The following is a 20,308-nucleotide window of genomic DNA, read 5'->3' as shown; positions in this document are numbered from 1 at the left end:
CGAAGGGGGCCCGATGACGTTGACAGATCCGACCTCGCTCGCGCGTCCGGTCGTCTCGCCCGACGAGGTGAGGACGATCCTGCACGATCGCTGGGCCCTGCCGGCGCCCGCCCACGAGCTCGGGAGCCAGCAGGATCGCAACTACCTCGTCGAGTCGGGTGACGGCAGGGTCGTGCTCAAGCTCGCGGGGGCGTCGACGACGCGCGACCAGCTCGTCGCGCAGCATCGCGCGCTCGCACGGCTGCGCGCCGCCGGGATCCGCGTTCCACAGCCCCTGCGAAGCCCTCTCGGCGAAGACATCGTCGAGGTGGCGCTGCCGGGCCGACCGGCGATGCTCACGCGCACCCTCTCCTTCGTCGAGGGCGAGCCGCTGATCGATCGCGAGCCGTACGGCATCGCCGAGGCGGCCTGCATCGGCGACGTCGCCGGACGCGTCGTGGCCGCCCTCGCCGGCTTCGACCACCCCGGCGCGCGCGGGTGGTCGCAATGGGACGTGCGTGAAGCGGGCTCGACCGTCTTCGGGCTCGCGGACGGGACGCCGCGGCCGCAGCGCGAGCTCGTCGAGGCCGCCGCCGAGCGCTCGCTCGCGCGCCTCTCGGGCGTCGCGGACGCCTTGCCGCTGCAGGTCATCCACGCCGACCTCACCGACGACAACCTCGTCATGGACGACGCGCTGGGCGTCGGCGTCATCGACTTCGGCGACCTCATGCGCACCTGGCGGATCGGTGAGCTCGTCGCCGCGGGCGCGTGCGCGTACTTCCGGGAAGACGCCGACGCCCTCTTCCTGCAGACGGTGCGCTCCTTCGCCCGGCACGTGCGCCTCACGGATGCCGAGCTGACCGCGCTCTGGCCGCTCGTGGTGCTGCGGACGGCGGTGCTCGTCGTCAGCGGCATCCATCAGACGACCATCGACGGCGACAACGACTACGCGCAAGAGCGGATGGCGGCCGAGTGGACGTCGTTCGAGGTCGCGTCCCGGCGTGATCCGGCAGGGATGGAGGCGCTCATCCGGGTCGCCGCCGCCGGGGTGCCGGCGCCCCCTGCGACGCTGCTCCCGCCCGATCTCACCTGCGCCGTGGTGGACCTGTCCGTCACGACGGAGGAGCTGTCCGAAGGCGACTGGCTCGACCCCGGGGCGGCCGAGCGGGTGCTGCGGCGCCACGCGGTCGCGGGAAGCGTCGCGCTCACGCGCTGGGGCGAGTATCGGCTGACCCGCACTCGACCACTCGCCGCGCGCGGGCAGGCGGCGACGCTCGCCGTCGGGGTGGACGTGATGTCGTCGACCGACCTCCCCCTTCTGGCCCCGTTCGACGGCGTGCTGAGCCGCACGCCGGAGGGAGTCGTGCTCACCGGTGGAACCCGGCGCCTGTGGATCGACGGCGTCGTGGCCGACGCGGTCGACGAGGAACGGATCTCGACCGGGTCGCCCCTCGGAGTCCTTCCGGCCGACGCTCTCGGCCGCGTCCAGCTGTCGCAGGGCGATGGGCTGCGCAGCGCGCCGTTCGCGCTGCCCGGCGATGCCGAGGAGGCGACGGCGTCATCGCCCGACCCGTCGGATCTCCTCGGCGTCGATGTGCGCGCCCCCGACGTCGGTGTCGAACCTCTGCTGCGGCGTCGCTCGGCCGTCTTCGCCGACGCGCAGGAGCACTACTACGCGCACCCCCCGCAGATCGAGCGCGGATGGCGCGAGTACCTCATCGACGTCCACGCGCAGACGTACGTGGACGTCGTGAACAACGTCACGCTCGCGGGGCACGCCCACCCCGGCATCGTGCGCGCGGCGGCTCGCCAATGGGGGCTCCTCAACACGAACTCGCGCTTCCACTACGAGGCGGTCACCGAGCTGTCCGAGCGTCTGGCCGCCCTCGCGCCGGAGGGCCTCGACCGCGTCTTCCTCGTCAACAGCGGGAGCGAGGCCGTCGACCTCGCTCTGCGCCTGGCGATGACCGCGACCGGTCGCGACCGCATCGTCGCGGCGCGCGAGGCCTATCACGGGTGGACCATCGGTGCCGACGCCGTCTCGACCTCGATCGGCGACAATCCGCGTGCGCTCGCGACACGCCCCTCGTGGGTGGAGCTGCTGGATGCGCCCAATCCGGTCCGCGGCACGCACCGCGGAGCGGACTCGGGCCCGCGCTATCTCGCGGACGTCGACGAGCAGCTCGTCGCACTCGGCGGAGCCGGGCGCGACCGGATAGCCGGCGTCATCCTCGAGCCGATCTTCGGCAACGGCGGGGGCGTGCTCCTCCCCGACGGCTACGTCGCGGGCGTCTACGAGCGCATCCGCGCGCTCGGCGGCGTCTGCATCTCGGACGAGGTCCAGGTCGGCTACGGCCGGCTCGGCCACCACTTCTGGGGCTTCCAGCAGCAGGGCGCGGTGCCCGACATCATCGCCGTGGCCAAGGCGATGGGCAACGGTCAGCCTCTCGGCGCGGTCATCACGACGACCGCGATCGCCGAGGCGTTCGAACAGGAGGGCAGTTTCTTCTCGTCTGCCGGGGGCAGCCCGGTCAGCAGCCGGGTCGGGATCGCGGTGCTGGATGCGATCGAGGACGACGACCTGCAGGGCAACGCCCGCCGCGTCGGAGAGGCGTTCGCCGGGGCGCTTTGCACCCTCGCCGAGACCCACCCCGCGATCGGCGCCGTGCACGGGATGGGCCTCTACCTGGGGCTCGAACTCGTCGATCCGGTGACGCAGGCGCCCGCCACCGCCCTGGCGCACAGCCTGTGCGATGCGCTCCTCGAGGAGGGGTGCATCGTGCAGCCCACGGGAGACCACAAGAACGTCCTCAAGATCAAGCCGCCGCTGTGCATCACGCTCGAGGCGACCGCGTTCGTGGCATCCGCACTGGACCGCGCTCTCACCGCTGCCGGGTCGTGACGGACCGACACGGTGACCCCCGACGGGGCCTTCCTGCGGCGGGCACCTTCTGAAACACTTCGGCAACACGGCCCGGACTAGGCTCTCCCCATGGGTGATCTGTTCGACGGCTACGGCTCGACGCTGGCGCCGCGCAAGACGGCATCCGGCGTGCCCGCCTTCGACGAGATGTTCGGCAGCCCGGCCAGTTCCGGCGAGCCGGCCGAGTCGCGCCAGGCGTATCGCGAGCTGTATCAAGCGCTCGCGAAGATGACGCAGGAAGAGCTGCGCGGCCGCACCGATTCGCTCGCGAGCTCGTACCTCGCACAGGGCGTGACGTTCGATTTCGCGGGCGAGGAGCGCCCGTTCCCGCTGGATGCCGTGCCCCGCATCATCACGTACGACGAGTGGTCGCGCGTCGAGGCGGGGGTCAAGCAGCGCGTGCGCGCGCTCGAGGCCTTCCTCGACGACGCCTACGGCCGCCAGCACTGCGTGCGCGACGACGTCCTGCCCGCCGGGCTCATCGCGTCATCCCAGTACTTCTACCGTCAGGCCGCCGGCATCCACTCCGCGAACGGCGTGCGGATCCATGTGTCGGGCATCGATCTGATCCGCGACGAGCACGGCGAGATGCGGGTGCTCGAAGACAACGTGCGCGTCCCCTCCGGAGTCTCGTACGTGATCTCCAACCGCCGCGTCATGGCGCAGACCCTTCCCGAGCTCTTCGTCTCGATGCGTGTGCGGCCCGTCGGCGACTACCCCAACAAGCTGCTCGCCGCGCTGCGTGCATCGGCCCCGCCCGGCGTCGAGGACCCGAACGTCGTCGTCCTGACGCCCGGCGTGTACAACTCCGCGTACTTCGAGCACACCCTGCTGGCCCGCCTCATGGGGGTCGAGCTCGTCGAGGGACGCGACCTGCTCTGCATCGGCGGCAAGGTGTTCATGCGCACGACGCGTGGCCCGAAGCGCGTCGACGTGATCTACCGCCGGGTCGACGACGACTTCATCGACCCGCTGCAGTTCCGTGCCGACTCGATGCTCGGTGCGCCGGGGCTCATGCTCGCCGCGCGCCTGGGCAACGTCACCATCGCGAACGCGGTGGGCAACGGCGTCGCCGACGACAAGCTGCTCTACACCTACGTGCCCGACCTCATCCGCTACTACCTCGCCGAGGAGCCGATCCTCAAGAACGTCGACACGTGGCGCCTCGAGGACCCAGGCGCCCTCGAAGAGGTCCTCGACCGGCTGCCCGAGCTCGTGGTCAAGCCCGTCGACGGATCCGGTGGCAAGGGCCTGGTCGTGGGGCCGGATGCCTCGCCCGCCGAGCTCGAGGCACTGCGCAAGCGGCTCATCGCCGACCCGCGCGGCTGGATCGCGCAGCCGGTCGTCATGCTGTCGACGATCCCCACCCTCGTCGAGGACGGGATGCGTCCCCGCCACGCTGATCTCCGGCCCTTCGCCGTCAACGACGGCGACGACATCTGGGTGCTCCCGGGCGGGCTGACCCGCGTGGCGCTGCCGGAGGGCGAGCTCGTCGTGAACTCGAGCCAGGGCGGCGGGTCGAAGGACACGTGGATCGTCGGCGGCGCCGCGCCCGGGCACGTCGAGTACGGGCAGGGCGCCGGCCTCGCAGGGCTCGTCGCGGATCAGGCATCCGTCACCGCCGCCATCCCGATCATCTACGACGCCGCCGCCCCGCCCATCCACTCGCCGCAGGACCGACCGCGATCGAACGTGGAGCAGCAGGAACAGCAGCAGCAGGCTCACGACGAGGACGGCTCATGCTGAGCCGCATCGCTGAGTCCTTGTTCTGGATCGGCCGCTACATCGAGCGGAGCGACGGCACGGCGCGCATCCTCGACGTGCACCTGCAGCTGCTGCTGGAAGACCCGTGGATCGACGAGGACACCGCGTGCCGGTCGCTCCTGAGCGTCATGGGCTCGCTGCCGCCCGCCGAACTCGAGATCGTCCGCCGCGAGGACGTGCTCGCCCGTCTCGCGGTCGACCGTCAGAATCCGTCGAGCATCGCATACGCCCTCACGGCGGCGCGTGAGAACGCCCGTCGCGCGCGCGAGATCGTGAGCACGGAGCTGTGGGAGACGCTCAACACGACCAGCGCACGGATGCCGCGGCGCCTGCAGACAGAGAAGGTCCACGAGTTCTTCCAGTGGGTGCGCGAGCGCGCGGCGCTCGCCGTCGGCATCGTCGATTCCTCGACGAGCCGCGACGAGGCGTGGCAGTTCTTCACCCTCGGCCGCAGCATCGAACGCGCGGACATGACCGCGCGCATGCTGGCCACGCGGTCGCTGACCGAGGCATCCGGTCCTTCGTGGACCACGATCCTGCGATCGTGCGGCGCCTACGAGGCATATCTGCGCACCTACCGCGGCATGCCCAGCGCGCGCAACGCCGCGGAGTTCCTGCTGCTCGACCGGCTGTTCCCGCGGTCGATCGTCTACTCGGTCTCGCGCGCCGAGGACTGCATGAGCGCCATCGACCCGCGGGCCGATCGCGTGGGGCACTCCAACACGGTGCTGCGTGCGCTGGGGCAGATCCGCAACGACCTGGAGTACCGGCCCATCAGCGAGATCCTGCACGAGCTGCCCGAGCACATGGATGCCGTGCAGAAGGTCACGCGCGAGGCATCCGAAGCCATCAGGCAGCGGTTCTTCCCGACCCAGGCCGAACCCAGCTGGATCGGAGAGATCTCGTGAAGCGTCTGAGGGTCGAGCACGCGACCGGATTCTCGTACCAGGGTGACGTCTCGGCGTCGTACAACGAGGCGCGGATGCTGCCGAGCTCGACCGACAGCCAGTTCGTGCTGAGCTCCGCCCTCGACATCGAGCCGTCGACGAGCGTCAACCAGTACGTCGACTACTTCGGCACGCGGGTCGCGGCCTTCGACGTGCTGTCTCCGCACAGCGACCTCAAGATCACGGCTCGCTCGCTCGTCGAGGTGCGACCGCGCCCGATGGAGCACGCCGACCTCTCGTGGGAGGTCCTGCGTCGCGAGGCGGGACGATCCATCGAGACCGTCGAACAGCTCGGGCAGACGGCGCGCACGCGTCCGCACGACGAGGTCGCCGAGATCGCGCGATCGATCGCGGCGCAGCACGATCGTCCCGGCCGAGCGGCGCACGCCATCGCGGAGGCGATCGGCGACGCCGTGGAGTACATGCACGGCATCACGGGTGTGCACTCGACCGCGAGCGACGCGTGGGAGGCCCGCAAGGGCGTGTGCCAGGACATCGCGCACATCACGCTCGGCGCCCTCCGCGACGTCGGCATCCCTGCACGCTACGTCTCGGGATACCTTCACCCGCGCGCCGATGCCGAGGTCGGCGAAGCCGTGCCCGGCGAGTCGCACGCGTGGGTCGAGTGGTTCGCCGGCGAGTGGCAGGGCTTCGACCCCACCAACAACATCGAGATCGGCGACCGCCATGTGCTGGTGGGTCGCGGTCGCGACTACGGCGACGTCCCACCATTGCGCGGTGTCTATGCGGGGCCGTTCAAGTCCCACCTGCACGTGAAGGTCACGATCACACGCGAAGCGTGAGAACGTGATCAGTGCGGCAGGAGCACCGTCACCTGCGCACGGATGCTCTCGACGATCGCGTCCACGCTGCGGTCGACGTTGCCGCTGTCGGCGAGGGCGAGGAACATCACCGCCGTCGTGATGTGCGCGCGGGTCGCGGCATCCTCCCGCCCGTCTCGGGCGAACACCTCGCCGATCGCCGCCTCCGTCGCAGCGGCGATCTCGAGCGCCTCCTGATGCCGCGGCTCCTGGGGATCGCCGAACGCCATCTCCCGCAGGTAGAAGCGTCCGTTGTCGATCTGCGTCCGATTGCACTCGACCACCGGCCGGACGATGGCCATCACGGCTTCGCGAACGTCGTCGATGGATGTCGCGGCCTCGCGCCCCCTGTCGAGGGCCGCGGCGTAGTGGGTGTTCTGCACCAGGAGGAGCAGTTCGCCCTTGGTCTTGGCGTAGAGGAAGAGCGTGCCGGCACCGATGTCGGCCTTCTCGGCGATCTGCTGCGTGGTGACGTCATCCACGCCGTGCGTCGCGAAGAGCTCGCTGGCGGCGGCGACGATGCGGTCGAGCTTCTGCTGCTTGTTGCGCTCGCGTCGTCCGACGGGCTGATCGGCGAGCGTCATGAGTGATCTCCGGGAATACTGGGTGACTGAACTCAATTATGAGTATAGTCACTACGTGTGAACGAGGATGCTCCGCTGATTCTTCCACGTGCGTGACGGCCACCATCCTCGATCGAAGGAACAGAAATGACCTCTCTCCATGGCGCCGTCGTGCTCGTCACCGGTGCGAACGGCGGCATCGGCACCCAGTTCGTGCAGGAAGCGCTCGCGCGCGGAGCGGCCAAGGTCTACGCCACTGCGCGGTCGCCCCGCACCTGGGCCGATCCGCGCGTCGTCCCGCTCGTCCTCGACGTGACCGACCCGGGGTCGATCCGGGCCGCCGTCGACGCGGCGTCCGATGTGACGGTGCTCATCAACAACGCGGGCGCGTCGCCGAGCACGCCGGGCATCCTCTCGCACACCGATGAGGAGATCCGCGAGAACGTCGAGACGAACTTCCTCGGACCGCTCTTTCTCGCACGCGCGTTCGCGCCCGTGCTGTCGGCGAAGGAGGATGCGGCGCTCATCGACATCCATTCCGCCATGAGCTGGTTCGCGGTCGGCGGTATCTACAGCGCGACGAAGGCCGCTCTGTGGTCGGCGACCAACTCCCTCCGGCTCGAGCTCGCGCCTGCCGGCGTGCACGTCGTGGGCGTCCACGTGGGATGGGTGGACACGGCGATGGCGGCGCACTCGAGCGACCCGAAGCTCGACCCGGCGGTCCTCGTGAGCAAGGTCTTCGACGCGACCGAGGCCGGGGAGTACGAGGTCCTCGCCGACGAGACGTCGGTGCAGCTCAAGGCCGCGCTGAGCGCCCCGATCGAGGCGCTCTACCCGCAGCTGGCGAAGCCCCTCTCCTAGGCGGACAGGAACTCCGCCGCGACCGGCGCGAACTTCTCGTGGAACTGGAAGATGCCGCCGTGACCGGAGTCCGGGTAGATGATGAGCTCGGACCCCGCGATGCGACGGTGCAGGTCGTCGGACAGGACCGACGGCACCATGCGGTCGTTGTCGCCGTTGGCGATCAGCGTCGGCTGCGTGATCACGGACAGGTCCGACGGCGCTGACCGCCCGAACCGCGCGATGGCCTTCAGCTGCGTCTGGAACGCTTTCGTGCTGATCTTCGGGTCGCGGTCGGTGGTGCGTTCCTGGAGCCGCTCGACGAAGGCCTTCCCCGCCTTCTTGCCGGTGTCGTTGCGGTTGAAGAACAGGAACTCCTTGGGGTCGGATCGCGTCAGGGTGGCGCGGAGGATGTCCCAGTAGGTCGTGCCGACGACCTTGTCCATGTCCTTCCCTCCGCGCGGACCCGTGCCGGTGAGCACCAGCCTGCGGACGAGCTCGGGATGCTTCACCACGAGATCCTGCGCGATCATCCCGCCCATCGAGAACGAGAAGACGTCGATGGTGTCGAAGCCGAGCGCCGTGATGAACGCGTACGCATCGTCGGCCGCCTCTTCGATCGTGCCGGGAACGACCCCGGTCGAGGCGCCGACGCCCTTGTTGTCGAAGGCGATCACGTGGCGGGTCTTCGCGATCGGGTCGACGATGCGCGGGTCCCAGTTGTCGAGGGTCGCAGCGAGGTGGACGAAGAAGACGACGGGGATGCCGCCCTTCGGGCCCAGCTCGCGGTAGGCGTAGGTCGTGCCGCCGACGCGGATGGTCCTGGTGGGGGCCTTCGCGTACGAGGTGACGACGGGTTCGGTGGTCATGAGATTTCCTTTGCGAGTGGGAGCGTATGCGAGACCGGGCGGATGGTCAGAAGTCGGTGATGACGGCCTTGCCGCGACCGTGACCGGTGGTGAGCGAGGCGAGCGCGGCCGGGGTCTCGTCGAACGCGTAGGTCCGCGAGACGATCGGTCGGATCGCACCTTCGTCCACGAGGCGAGTGATCTCGCGGAGCTGGGTTCCGCTCGCCTTCATGAAGAGGAACTCGTACTCCACGCCGAGCTTCTTCGCCCGCGCGCGGATCGTGCGGCTCAGCGCCCGGATAGCCAGGCGGAGCACCGGGTCGAGTCCCTGCTCTCGGGCGAAGGCGGGGTCGGGCGGTCCGGCGATGCCGATGGCCTTGCAGCCCCGCTTGAGCACGCGCAGCGACTTCTCGAGGTTCTTGCCGCCGATGCTGTCGAGCACCAGGTCGTAGTCGCTCAGCAGCTCTGCGAAGTCCTGCTTCGCGTAGTCGATGACGACATCCGCACCGAGGTCGCGCACGAAGTCCGCGTTCGATGCGCTCGCCGTCGTCGCCACCGTCGCACCGAGATGCTTCGCGAGCTGGATCGCGATCGAGCCCACGCCCCCGGCGCCCGCATGGATGAGGACCTTCGCGCCCGAGCCCACCCGCCCCTTCTCGACGAGGGCCTGCCAGGCGGTGAGGACGACGAGGGGGAGCGAACCCGCCTCGTCCATGGAGATGGACGAGGGCTTGGGCGCGAGATCCGCGGCGTCGACGGCGATGCGCTCCGCGAACGCGCCGATGCGGTCCTGGTCGGGCCGCCCGTACACCTCATCGCCGGGCGAGAAGGAGCGGACGTTCGCCCCGACGCGGATCACCGTGCCCGCGAGGTCGTTGCCCAGAACCTGCGGGAGTCGATACGGGAGGATCTGACGGAACTCGCCGAGGCGGATCTTCTCGTCGAGAAGGTTGAGTCCCGCGGACCGCACCTTCACGAGGACGTCGTCGGGCCCGACGAGTGGGTCGGGGATGTCTGCGAGAAGCAGGTCCTTCTTGTACCCGGTGACGACGAACGCCTTCATGGGCGGCACTCCAGACGGATCGTGCCGCGACGGACGGCAGGTTTACTGAGACGACTCAAGTATGAGTGCACTCAGTAAATCTGTCAAGCCGACGGATTAGCCTTCCTCTCCGCGGGTTCGACGTCTTCGGGTTCTCGACGCCCGTTGCCGAGCGAGAGCGTCGCGAGCAGGCCCAGCGTGAGGAACCCCGCTGCCGCGAAGCTCGCGTACTTCGTGCCCTCCGACAGGGCGGCCTTCGCGTCGTCGGCGAATGCGGCGGTCTCGGGGGACTTCTCGAGCCCGGCGATCGCGCCGCCCGCGCTGTCGACCACGGCCGAGACCACTTGGTCGCGCTGCGCCTCGGGCACGGCGCGATCGTCCAGCTTCGCGCCGAGGCTCGCCGCCGTGGTGGTGAAGAGGATCGTGCCGAGGATCGCGATGCCCAGCGCGGCGCCGACCTGCCGCGAGGTGGACTGCGTGCCGGATGCCTGTCCGCTCTCGGCCACGGGGACGTCGGCGAGCACGACACCCGTCAGTTGCGCCGTCGCCAGTCCGACACCGAGCCCGTAGACGAACAGGGCCGGGATGAGCGGGACCCACGAGGCATCCGGAGCGATCACGAACGCGATCCAGGCGACGCCGATGATCTCCGCGACGAGCCCGGCGCGCACGATCCAGACCGGCGCGACGCGGCCGCTCAGCGCACCGGCGAACCCGCTCGCGACGAACGATCCGAGCGCCAGGGCGAGAAGGATCAGGCCCGTCTGGACGGCTTCGAAGCCCAGCGCGAACTGCAGCCAGAGCGGCAGCGCGAGGATGATGCCGAACTCGCCGAGCGAGACGACCATCGCGGCGATGTTGCCGTTGCGGAAGGACGGGATGCCGAACAGCCCGAGTGCGATGAGCGTCGGCTCACCGCGCCGGCGTCGACGCACACCCCACGCGACGAAGGCGATGATGCCGACGACGGACAGCGCGAAGGCGATGGGGACCGGTGAGATGGTCCACGGCCAGGTCCACCCCCCGATCTCGGGCGCCTTCTCGGTCGTCCACCAGCCGTATTCGCGGCCTTGGATGAGTCCGAACACGAGCGCGCCGATCGCGACGATCGACAGCAGCGCTCCCACGACGTCGATGCGATCGCTTCCACCGCGGGACTCGTCGACCGTGAGGAGCACCCCGACGATGATGAGGATGCCGAGGGGGATGTTGATCAGGAACGCCCAGTGCCAGGAGAACGCCGTCGTCAGCCATCCGCCCAGAAGGGGGCCGACCGCAGCCATGCCGCCGATCGTGGATCCCCAGACGGCGAAGGCGATTCCGCGTTCGCGGCCGCGGAAGGTGGCGTTGATGAGCGAGAGCGTCGTGGGGAGGATCATCGCACCGCCGACACCCTGCGCGAATCGAGCGGCGATCAGCAGGTCGCCCGTGGGCGCGAGCGCGGCGCCGACGGAGGCGACGGTGAAGATCGCGACGCCGATCAGCAGCAGCCGGCGCCTGCCCACTCTGTCGGCGATGCTGCCGAACACGAGGAGCAGTGCGGCGAAGACCAGAGTGTAGGCCTCCTGCACCCACTGGACCTGCGTCGAGGTGATGCCGAGGTCGTCGACGATGGAGGGGATGGCGACGTTGACGATCGTCGAATCGACGATGATCAGCGCGACGGCGATGCTGATGAAGACGAGGCCGATCCAGCGGCGGCGAGGCGAGCCTGACATATCGCTAGCTTATCTAGCGATCTATGGATCGGCTGAGGAAAATCCGATCGGGGGAGTCAGGCGGGAGCGTTATCCGGATCGAGGAGCTTGAGGGTGTCCTCCTCGACGGGGTTGTCCGCCTCGAGCTGCTCCTCGGTGACCTCGTCGCCGCCGGTCGGTGCGGACTGCTCTTCGGGCTTGTCATCCATGCTCGCGCGCTCTTCCATGCCCACACGCTACGTACGCTGACCCGCGCACGCGAGGGGGTTGACTCAGCCGCGCGGCTCGTACCGGACGGGCGCGAAGGAACGTGCGACCACGTCGCGCAGGGTCTCGAGCGTCGCGTCCGCGCCGAGCCAGCCGTGCGAGCGGGCCTGCACCAGCACGTTTCCGAGCGCCGTCGCCTCGACGGGGCCTGCGAGCACAGGCAGTCCCGAACGGTCGGCCGTCGCCTGGCACAGGAGTCGGTTGAGCGCGCCGCCGCCGACGATGTGGATGACGTCGATCTCGCGATCGGTCAGTCGTCCGGCCGTCGCGACGGCGTCGGCGAAGGCCTGCGCGATGCTCTCGACGATCGTGCGTGCGAACGCCGCGCGTGACGTCGGTACCGACGAGCCCGCGAGCTCGAGCACGGCGGCGATGCGCGCGGGCATGTCGTCGGGCGCCGCGAGGCGGGGATCGTTCGCGTCGAAGAGCGGCGCATCGCCGTCGATGGATGCCGCGGCCTCGAGCAGGTCGGGGAGGTCGATCGGCACGCCGTCCTCGGCCTCCCACGTGCGCACCGATTCGCTCAGCAGCCACAGACCCGTGACGTTGTGGAGGAAGCGCACCCGTCCGTCGACGCCGCCCTCGTTCGTGAAGTTCGCCGCGCGCGCCGCATCGCTCACGACCGGGGCATCCAGCTCGACGCCGACGAGTCCCCACGTGCCGCACGAGATGTACGCCGCGTTCGCCGACGACAGCGGCACGGCCGCGACGGCCGACGCCGTGTCGTGCGAGCCGACGGCGATGACGTCGACGGCGCCGCCCACGCGCTCGCGCGCCTCGCCCTTGAGCGGACCCAGCGACGTGCCTGGGTCGACGAGCGGGGGGAGGAGCGATGCCGGCAGCCCGAGCGTCTCGATGAGGTCGTCGTCCCATTCCCCCGAGGAGACGTCGACGAGCCCTGTCGTCGACGCGTTGGTGCGCTCGGCGGCCCGCGTGCCCGTCAGCAGGAACGCGACGAGGTCGGGGATCAGGAGCGCGGCATCCGCGTCGGCGAGCCGCCGCTCGGTCACGTACTGGTACAGCGTGTTGAACGGCAGGAACTGCAGTCCGTTGCGGCGGTAGAGCTCCTCGAACGGCACGCGCGCATGGACGCGCTCGACTCCGCGCGCCGTGCGGTCGTCGCGGTAGTGGAAGGGCTCGCCGAGCAGCTCGTCGCCGTTCACGAGACCGTAGTCGACCGCCCACGAGTCGATGCCGACGCTCGCGACCGCGGGCTCGCGCTTCACGGCCTCTGCGAGGCCCGCGAGGATGTGTCGGTAGAGCGCCGAGAAGTCCCAGTGCAGCCCGTCGACGCCGGGGACCGGACCGTTCGGGAACCGCGAGACGGGCTCGAGGCGCAGCATCCCGTCCTCCAGGTACCCGAGCATGACGCGGCCGCTCGTCGCGCCGAGGTCGACGGCCGCGACGACGCGGGATGCCGTCGGGCTTGCGTCCGTCACGCCGGCCCGCCCTTCGTCGAAAGGACTTCGTACGCACGAGCTCGCGTGCCCCTCGCGAGAGTACGAAGGTCACTCGTGCGGGCGAAGTACTCTCGCGGTGCTGAGCGGGGCGTCTCGGTCATCGGAGGAAGGCGGCGGCGACGCCGGAGTCGACGGGGATGTGCAGGCCGGTGGTGCGGGAGAGCTCGGGGCCGGTGAGGACGAACACCGCGTCTGCGACGTTCTCGGGCACGACTTCGCGCTTGAGGATCGTGCGGTTGGCGTAGAACTGGCCGAGGTCCTTCTCCTCGACGCCGTAGGTCGCGGCGCGGTTGGCGCCCCAGCCGGCGGCGAAGATGCCCGAGCCGCGCACGACGCCGTCGGGGTTGATGCCGTTGACCTTCACGCCGTGCTCGCCGAGCTCGACCGCGAGCAGGCGCACCTGGTGGGCCTGGTCGGCCTTCGTCGCGGAGTAGGCGATGTTGTTGGGGCCGGCGAAGACGCTGTTCTTTGACGAGATGTAGATCACGTCGCCGCCCATGCCCTGCTCGATGAGCGCTTTCGCGGCGGCCTTCGAGACGAGGAACGAGCCCTTGGCCATGACGTCGTGCTGGAGGTCCCAGTCCTTCTCGGTGGTCTCCAGCAGCGGCTTCGACAGCGACAGGCCCGCGTTGTTGACGACGAGGTCGACGCCGCCGAACGCGAGGAGCGTCGCGTCGATCGCGGCCTGCACGCCCGCCGCGTCGGCGACGTTCGCGGCGACGCCGATCGCGACGTCGGTGCCGCCGAGCTCGGCGGCGGCGGCCTGCGCCTTCTCGAGGTCGAGGTCGGCCACGACGACGCACGCGCCCTCGGCGGCGAGGCGGGTCGCGATGGCCTTGCCGATGCCGGACGCCGCGCCCGTGACGAACGCGATGCGGCCCTGGTGGGTCTTGGGCTTGGGCATGCGCTGCAGCTTCGCCTCCTCGAGCGCCCAGTACTCGATGCGGAACTTCTCGGCGTCCGAGATCGGCGCATACGTCGAGACCGACTCCGCACCGCGCATGACGTTGATGGCGTTGACGTAGAACTCGCCCGCGACGCGCGCGGTCTGCTTGTTCGCTCCGTACGAGAACATGCCCACGCCCGGCACGAGCACGATGAGCGGGTCGGCGCCCCGGATCGCGGGAGACTCGGAGGTCGCATGCGCGTCGTAGTACGCCTGGTAGTCGGCGCGGTAGTCCGCGTGCAGCTCCTTGAGGCGGGCGATGGATGCCTCGACCGTCGCGTCCGCGGGCAGGTCGAGGATCATCGGCTTGACCTTCGTGCGCAGGAAGTGATCGGGGCAGCTCGTGCCCAGCGCGGCCAGCTCGGGGGCGCGCTCGGCAGCGAGGAAGTCGAGCACGACATCCGAGTCGGTGAAGTGGCCGACCATGGGCTTGTCGTTCGACGCGATGCCGCGGATCGTCGCGGCCAGCGCCGCCGCCTTCGCGTGCCGCTCGGCCTCTGGCAGCGCCTCGAACCCGGCCCGCACACCGCCGAACGGGTCGGCCTTGCCGTGCTCATCGAGGTACGCCTGCGCCGTCTGGATGATCCACAGCGAGTTGGACTCGGCCTCCTCCGACGTGTCGCCCCACGCCGTGATGCCGTGCCCGCCGAGGATCGTGCCGACCGCCTGCGGGTTCGCCTTCTTGATCTCGGCGATGTCCAGACCGAGCTGGAAGCCGGGGCGCCGCCACGGCACCCACACGACCTTGTCGCCGAAGATCCTCGCCGTCAGCGCCTCGCCGTCGGCCGCCGTCGCGATCGCGATGCCGCTGTCGGGGTGCAGGTGGTCCACGTGCGCTGCATCCACCAGTCCGTGCATCGCCGTGTCGATCGACGGCGCAGCGCCGCCCTTGCCGTGCAGGCAGTAGTCGAACGCCGCGACCATCTCGTCCTCGCGGTCCACCCCCGGGTAGACGTCCACGAGCGAGCGGAACCGGTCCAGCCGCAGCACCGCGAGACCCGACTCCTTCAGTGTGCCGAGGTCGCCGCCCGAGCCCTTGACCCACAGGAGCTCGACGGGCTCACCCGTGACGGGATCGGTCTCGGTGCCCTTCGCGGACGTGTTGCCCCCGGCGTAGTTCGTGTTCGCGGGGTCCGCGCCCAGGCGATTCGATCGGGCGATCAGATCGGCGACAGCGGGATTGGTCATGAGGTGCGTCCTTCGGTGTGGGAGTCAGAGTGCCGCAAGGCGTGCGGCGATGAGTTCGAGCGACGCGGATGCCGCGGGCCCGGGAGTGTTGAGGTGGCCGTGCGTCGTTCCGGGCTCGATCTCGATCTGCACGTCGCGACCGGCCGCGGCGAGGATGGATGCGAAGTGCTCGCCCGAGACGCGCAGCTCGTCGACGTCTCCGTTGATCATGAGCACGGGCGGGAACGCGGCGAGGTCGTCCGTCGTGGCGAGCCCGGGGATCGCGAACACGGCGGCTTCGTCGATCGGACCGCCGAGGTAGTTCTCGTACATCGCCAGCACGGCCGCGGGTCCGAAGCGGTCGGCGTCGGGATCGGCGTCGAGCGCCGCGCGCAGGGCGGCATCCGGTGCCGGCTGCACCGCGAGCAGCGTCGGGTAGGCGAGCACGACGAGCGCGGGAGGCTCCGCGCCATCGGCGAGCAGCCGCAGCGTCGCGCCGGTCACGAGGTTGGCGCCGGCGCTCGCCCCGCCGATCGCGATGCGGGACGCCGCGACGCCGAGGTCATCGGCGCGGTCGGTCGCCCATCCCCACGCCCGCACGATGTCGTCCGACCCGGCGGGGTAGTGGTGGCCGTCCCGTGGCGCGACACCCGCCGCGTCGGCCCACTCGGCCGGCAGGGGTGCGAGGCGGTAGTCGACCGAGAGGACCGTCGTGCCTCTCGCCGCGAGGGCGCGCGCGACGCCGTCCGCTTCGGGCATGTCGAGATCTCCCGCGGCGAATCCGCCTCCGTGGGCCCACACGAGTCCCGTGCCGTCGGGCTCGCGCGCGGGGTAGACGCGCACGAGTCCGTCGGCATCGGCGTACGGCTCGGTCATGGTGGGTCCTCGTTCAGGGGCGCGCGATCAGGCGCCCCAGCCGGCCTGGACGCCGCCGACGCGCTCGGCCTCGATGCGCTCCTGGTAGCCCGAGGCGGCGTAGGCGGCCATCGGGTCGGCCGGCAGGCCGCGCGACTCGCGCCATTCGGCGAGGGCCGGGCGCACGTTGGTGTAGAAGGCGTCCATCAGCACCGCGTTCGCCGCGAGCACGTCGCCCGACTTCTGCGCAGCCGTCAGGGCCTCGCCGTCGACGAGCAGCGCGCGCGCGGTCATCTCCTGGACGTTCAGCACCGAGCGGATCTGACCGGGGATCTTCTTCTCGACGTTGTGGCACTGGTCGAGCATGAACGCCACGTCGGGGTTGTTGAGGCCCCCGCCGCGGATGACCTCGAACAGGATGCGGAAGAGCTGGAACGGGTCGGCCGCACCCACGATGAGGTCGTCGTCGGCGTAGAAGCGCGAGTTGAAGTCGAACGAGCCGAGCTTGCCGAGGCGCAGGAGCTGCATCACGATGAACTCGATGTTCGTGCCGGGGGCGTGGTGGCCCGTGTCGAGGCACACCATCGCGCGGTCGCCGAGGGCTGCCACCTGCACGTACGACGTCCCCCAGTCGGGAACATCGGTGTGGTAGAACGCCGGCTCGAAGAACTTGTACTCGAGCACGAGACGCTGCTCGCCCGACAGGCGCGCGTAGATCTCCTGCAGCGATTCCTGCAGGCGGTCCTGGCGCCCCCGCAGGTCGGCCTGGCCCGGGTAGTTCGAGCCCTCGGCGAGCCAGATCTTGAGGTCACGGGAGCCCGTGGCATCCATGATGTCGATGCACTCGAGGTGGTGGTCGATCGCCTTGCGACGCACGGCGGCGTCTTCGTGGGTGAGCGCGCCGAACTTGTAGTCGTCGTCCTGGAACGTGTTGGAGTTGATCGTGCCCAGCTCGACCCCGAGGTCCTGCGCGTACGTGCGCAGAGCGGCGTAGTCGTCGACCTTGTCCCACGGGATGTGCAGCGCCACCGCCGGCGCGAGGGCGGTCACGCGGTTGACCTCGGCGGCGTCGGCGATCTTCTCGAACGGGTCGCGCGGCGTGCCGGGGGTCGCGAACACCTTGAACCGGGTGCCGGAGTTGCCGAACGCCCACGAGGGGAGCTCGATGCCCTGCGCCTCGAGGGTCTGCAGGGTGGCGGGGGACAGCGTCGTCATGATCGCGTGCTTTCTGTGAGCTGGTCGTGCAGGTTGAAGATCTCGGTGAGTGCAGTGGATGCCTGGTCGGGCCGCCCCTCGAGCCCGACGAAGAAGCGACCCATCTCGGCCTCCCAGCGGGCGGCGACCGGCGAAGCTCCGAGGTACGCCTGTGCAGCGGAATCGTCGTCGGTCTCGTAGTAGCCGATGAGTCGGCCCCCCTCGCCGAGGAACAGCGAGTAGTTGCGACGACCGGATGCCGCGATCTCGGCGAGCATCTCGGGCCAGACCGGCGTGTGCCGCGCGATGTACTCGTCGAGCAGCTCGGGGCGCACCTGCAGCTGGAAGCACACGCGTGTGGTCGGGCTCGTCATCGAGATGCTCCTCGTGCGGCCGGCGCCCGGAGGACACCGACGATGAATCGTTTCATCGAACGATAGCCGACGCGACGGATCCGGTCAAGCACGCGCTGACACCCGAAGCGCGCGGACCGTCTCGAAGAGATCGTCGTCTCCGACCTGACCGCCCTTGAGCAGCAGCTCGAGCCCGTCGACGGCGGGGTCCTGCGCATGGGCGCGCAGCAGCACGACGTTGCCACCGAGCGTCGCGGCGAGCGACAGCGAGTCGATGCCCAGGAGGCGCACGATCCGGCCCGAGGTGTCGCCGCCGCAGACGATCACGCGGCGGGTCGCGCCGCTTCGCACCGCGCTGCGGACGATGGATGCCGCGGCCTCCGCGATCATGGCGAGCGGGTCCGCCACTCCCGTGAACGCGTCGGCGTCATCCGAGGTCAGCACGACGCTGCGGCCCGCCGAGAGCGCCGCGACGACGTCGTCGGGCGCCCCGAACGGTCTGACGAGCCAGCCTGCGCCGGACGCGGCATCCGCCTGCCGCCTCGTCTTCGGAGACCGGCTGCCCGACACGACGAGCACGGGTGACGTGGTCTCGACTCGCTCGCGCCCGCGCGCAACGGTCGGGTCCGGTTCGGCGGTCGTCGGGGCGCCGCCCCCGGACGCGGCGAGGGCCAGCGCGCGGCTCAGCCCGCCCGACCCGATCGCGAAGAGCGGGTGGCGCTCGAGGGCGAGCTCTCGCAGCGCAGCGCCGACGAGGGCGAGGTGCGCGTCATCCATCGCATCGAGCACGACGCCCGCGTCCTCGGCGTCCCGCAGCGCACCGGCGATCGAAGAGCCGAAGGACACCCAGGGCAGGGATCCGATCGGCAGGTCCGTCTGGTGCGAGAGGTGCCGGGCGAGGTCGGACTCGTCCATCGGCGTCGAAGGATGCGACGACATCGTCGGCTGGCGGTCGAGGCGATGGACGGTACCGCCTTCGACCGCGAAGTGATGGCCGAAAACGGTGTACCGGCCGAAGTCGGGCTGCGCGAACAGCAGGGGCACGGGAGCGTCGCCGAAGAGGTCGCGGCCGATCTCGAGCACCCGCCCGAGACTGCCGACGGTGGGCGACGAGTCGGCGGTCGAGCACGCCTTGTACTGCACGACATCGGGGTGGATCGCTGCCAGCGCTGCGAGCGCGCAGCGGACCTCCGCGTCGAGGGCGTCGGTGCCGAGCGAGCGCGCGATCCCGGCGATCCCGATCACGGGCACCTCGGCCGCCGCACGGGCGAGGGCCGTGGCATCCGGAGTGCCCACGAACAGGCGCCCCGCGAGCCCGCAGCGCGCGAACTGGAGGAGCACATCGACGCTGCCGGTCACGTCGTCCCCGTAGAAGGCCACCCGCATGTCAGTCACGGGGCGACCCGAACAGGTCTGCCGCCCGCCGCAGTGCCGGTGAGGCTTCCATCGCCTGCGCGACGGACTCGCCGCGCTCGGCGGAGGCCCAGGCATCCCGCATGCTCGCGACGCCCTCCCTTGCGCCGCCCGGGTGACCGTGGATGCCGCCGCCGGCCAGCACGAGCAGGTCCGTCGTGCCGACGGCGCGATACGTCGCGTGCGCGAGGCCGCCCCACTGGCCCGAAGAGAGGACGGGCACCGTGGCACCGACGCCGTCGAGCGGTGCGCGCACGGCCGCGATCGCGTCGAGCACCTGCGCATCGGACTCGTAGAACTTGTTCGAGATGCCGTTCGTATGCAGGTGGTCGGCGCCCGAGAGGCGGGCGAGCTTCTGCCACGCGCGGAACGAGAACCCGAGCTGGTCCGACCGGCTGATCGCGCCGAACATCGCGCGGTGGCCGTGGATCGGCACGCGTGCGAAGCGGTTCACGTGCGCGAGTCCCGCGAGCCCGACCATGTTGATGCAGACCATGACGCACGTGCCCCCGGCGTCGACCACCAGATCGTGGTTCTGCTCGAGCAGGTGGATGTCGTCGGTGATGTTGAAGGCGTACATCGGCATGCGCCCCGTGCGGTCGGCGTGCCGCTTCAGCACCGGCATCACGGCCGCGACGCGCGCGGCGAGCGGTGCCGACGGCCCGTTGCCCTGCAGCTCGTCGTCCTTGATGAAATCGACCCCGGCGTGCGCGAGCTCGTCGACGACGTCGGCGAGCTGCTCGGGTGAGAGTCCGATCGACGGCTTCACGATCGTCCCGATCAGGGCGCCCGCCGGCCGGCCGACGAGCGCGCGGGTGCCGTCGACGCCGAATCGCGGGCCGCCGTAGCGCTGCGCGAACGCGGTCGGCAGGTCGAGGTCGACGAGCTTGATCGCCGCGAGCTCCTTGATCTCGAACAGGTTGCCGGCGACGGCGGCCTGCAGATTCGGGATCGACGGTCCGAAGTTGTCGAGCGGGAAGCGCAGGCGCAGCAGCGCGCGCCGCCGCAGGGCGGGGTCGCCGACGGATCCCGGGAGGGGCGAGGCATCCGTCATCGGGATCTCTTCGAGGCTCTCGACCTGCGCCGCGAACCGGGCCCGCACGCCGTCGGACTCGCGCTCGACGCGGACGAAGGTGCCGGTCGACTGCTCGCCGGCGAGCACTTCGGCGGCCTTCTCGAGCGGAAGGGACGTCTCGATGACGTACGAGGCGATGACGTGATCGGTCATG

Annotated in this window: 17 protein-coding genes; 5 read left to right on the top strand and 12 right to left on the bottom strand. The window is 70.3% G+C overall.

Translation table 11 applies throughout. The features are described 5' to 3' along the window. Positions 1–13: 13 nt before the first annotated feature. The 4 genes from ACTIFV_RS00660 (at position 14) to ACTIFV_RS00645 (ending at position 6,416) form a co-directional block, all read left to right on the top strand. A complete protein-coding gene (locus tag ACTIFV_RS00660) occupies positions 14–2,881 on the top strand; it encodes an aminotransferase (protein ID WP_439590874.1) in 2,868 nt (955 codons plus the stop codon). A 90-nt stretch (positions 2,882–2,971) separates the two neighbouring features. Next, complete coding sequence (locus ACTIFV_RS00655; protein WP_439590873.1) at positions 2,972–4,648, top strand: circularly permuted type 2 ATP-grasp protein; 1,677 nt, start codon at positions 2,972–2,974, stop codon at positions 4,646–4,648. Continuing rightward, positions 4,642–5,574, top strand: coding sequence for an alpha-E domain-containing protein (locus ACTIFV_RS00650; RefSeq protein ID WP_439590872.1), 933 nt, complete (start codon positions 4,642–4,644; stop codon positions 5,572–5,574). Before ACTIFV_RS00655 ends, ACTIFV_RS00650 begins: the two co-directional genes overlap by 7 nt. Next, complete coding sequence (locus ACTIFV_RS00645) at positions 5,571–6,416, top strand: transglutaminase family protein (RefSeq protein ID WP_439590871.1); 846 nt, start codon at positions 5,571–5,573, stop codon at positions 6,414–6,416. The genes ACTIFV_RS00650 and ACTIFV_RS00645 overlap by 4 nt, the downstream gene beginning before the upstream one ends. A gap of 8 nt (positions 6,417–6,424) precedes the next feature. On the opposite strand, the gene ACTIFV_RS00640 is transcribed toward ACTIFV_RS00645, so the two are convergent. Beyond that, the gene (locus tag ACTIFV_RS00640; RefSeq protein ID WP_439590870.1) at positions 6,425–7,018 is read right to left on the bottom strand and encodes a TetR/AcrR family transcriptional regulator; all 594 of its coding nucleotides are present in this window, start codon (positions 7,016–7,018) and stop codon (positions 6,425–6,427) included. Between the two features lie 126 nt (positions 7,019–7,144). On the opposite strand from ACTIFV_RS00640, the gene ACTIFV_RS00635 reads away from it, so the two are divergent. Further along, complete coding sequence (locus ACTIFV_RS00635; protein ID WP_439590869.1) at positions 7,145–7,858, top strand: SDR family oxidoreductase; 714 nt, start codon at positions 7,145–7,147, stop codon at positions 7,856–7,858. Here ACTIFV_RS00635 and ACTIFV_RS00630 read toward each other — a convergent pair. The 11 genes from ACTIFV_RS00630 to ACTIFV_RS00580 all read right to left on the bottom strand — a co-directional run bounded on the left by ACTIFV_RS00630 (position 7,855) and on the right by ACTIFV_RS00580 (position 20,307). Continuing rightward, positions 7,855–8,706, bottom strand: coding sequence for an alpha/beta fold hydrolase (locus ACTIFV_RS00630; RefSeq protein WP_439590868.1), 852 nt, complete (start codon positions 8,704–8,706; stop codon positions 7,855–7,857). The two genes, ACTIFV_RS00635 and ACTIFV_RS00630, sit on opposite strands and share 4 nt — an antisense overlap. A gap of 46 nt (positions 8,707–8,752) precedes the next feature. Further along, positions 8,753–9,748, bottom strand: coding sequence for an NADP-dependent oxidoreductase (locus tag ACTIFV_RS00625; RefSeq protein ID WP_439590867.1), 996 nt, complete (start codon positions 9,746–9,748; stop codon positions 8,753–8,755). An 83-nt stretch (positions 9,749–9,831) separates the two neighbouring features. Beyond that, positions 9,832–11,445 (bottom strand): DHA2 family efflux MFS transporter permease subunit, encoded by a 1,614-nt coding sequence (locus ACTIFV_RS00620; RefSeq protein ID WP_439590866.1) that lies wholly within the window; start codon positions 11,443–11,445, stop codon positions 9,832–9,834. A gap of 56 nt (positions 11,446–11,501) precedes the next feature. Then, positions 11,502–11,651 carry a hypothetical protein gene (locus ACTIFV_RS00615; protein WP_439590865.1) on the bottom strand — a complete coding sequence of 50 codons (150 nt, stop codon included), beginning with the start codon at positions 11,649–11,651 and terminating at the stop codon, positions 11,502–11,504. A gap of 45 nt (positions 11,652–11,696) precedes the next feature. Next, a complete protein-coding gene (locus tag ACTIFV_RS00610; RefSeq protein ID WP_439591374.1) occupies positions 11,697–13,058 on the bottom strand; it encodes a rhamnulokinase in 1,362 nt (453 codons plus the stop codon). A 190-nt stretch (positions 13,059–13,248) separates the two neighbouring features. Further along, positions 13,249–15,285, bottom strand: coding sequence for a bifunctional aldolase/short-chain dehydrogenase (locus ACTIFV_RS00605; protein ID WP_439590864.1), 2,037 nt, complete (start codon positions 15,283–15,285; stop codon positions 13,249–13,251). A 24-nt stretch (positions 15,286–15,309) separates the two neighbouring features. Further along, positions 15,310–16,140 (bottom strand): alpha/beta hydrolase fold domain-containing protein, encoded by an 831-nt coding sequence (locus tag ACTIFV_RS00600; RefSeq protein WP_439590863.1) that lies wholly within the window; start codon positions 16,138–16,140, stop codon positions 15,310–15,312. 27 nt (positions 16,141–16,167) lie between these two features. Further along, positions 16,168–17,334, bottom strand: a complete 1,167-nt coding sequence (rhaI, locus tag ACTIFV_RS00595; RefSeq protein WP_439590862.1) for an L-rhamnose isomerase — start codon at positions 17,332–17,334, stop codon at positions 16,168–16,170. Then, positions 17,331–17,687 carry an L-rhamnose mutarotase gene (locus tag ACTIFV_RS00590; protein WP_439590861.1) on the bottom strand — a complete coding sequence of 119 codons (357 nt, stop codon included), beginning with the start codon at positions 17,685–17,687 and terminating at the stop codon, positions 17,331–17,333. Before ACTIFV_RS00590 ends, rhaI begins: the two co-directional genes overlap by 4 nt. An 84-nt stretch (positions 17,688–17,771) precedes the next feature. After that, on the bottom strand, positions 17,772–19,052 hold the full coding sequence (locus tag ACTIFV_RS00585) for a four-carbon acid sugar kinase family protein (RefSeq protein ID WP_439591373.1): 1,281 nt from the start codon (positions 19,050–19,052) through the stop codon (positions 17,772–17,774). Between the two features lies 1 nt (position 19,053). Further along, positions 19,054–20,307: a RuBisCO large subunit C-terminal-like domain-containing protein gene (locus ACTIFV_RS00580; protein ID WP_439590860.1), complete on the bottom strand. Its 1,254-nt coding sequence runs from the start codon at positions 20,305–20,307 to the stop codon at positions 19,054–19,056. Position 20,308: the final 1 nt, after the last annotated feature.

The sequence above is a fragment of the Microbacterium sp. genome (genome assembly GCF_051860965.1).
In the GTDB taxonomy this organism is placed as follows: Bacteria; Actinomycetota; Actinomycetes; order Actinomycetales; family Microbacteriaceae; genus Microbacterium.
The sequence above is the reverse complement of the archived record's forward strand: the minus strand, read 5'-3'. Positions and strand labels throughout refer to the sequence as shown.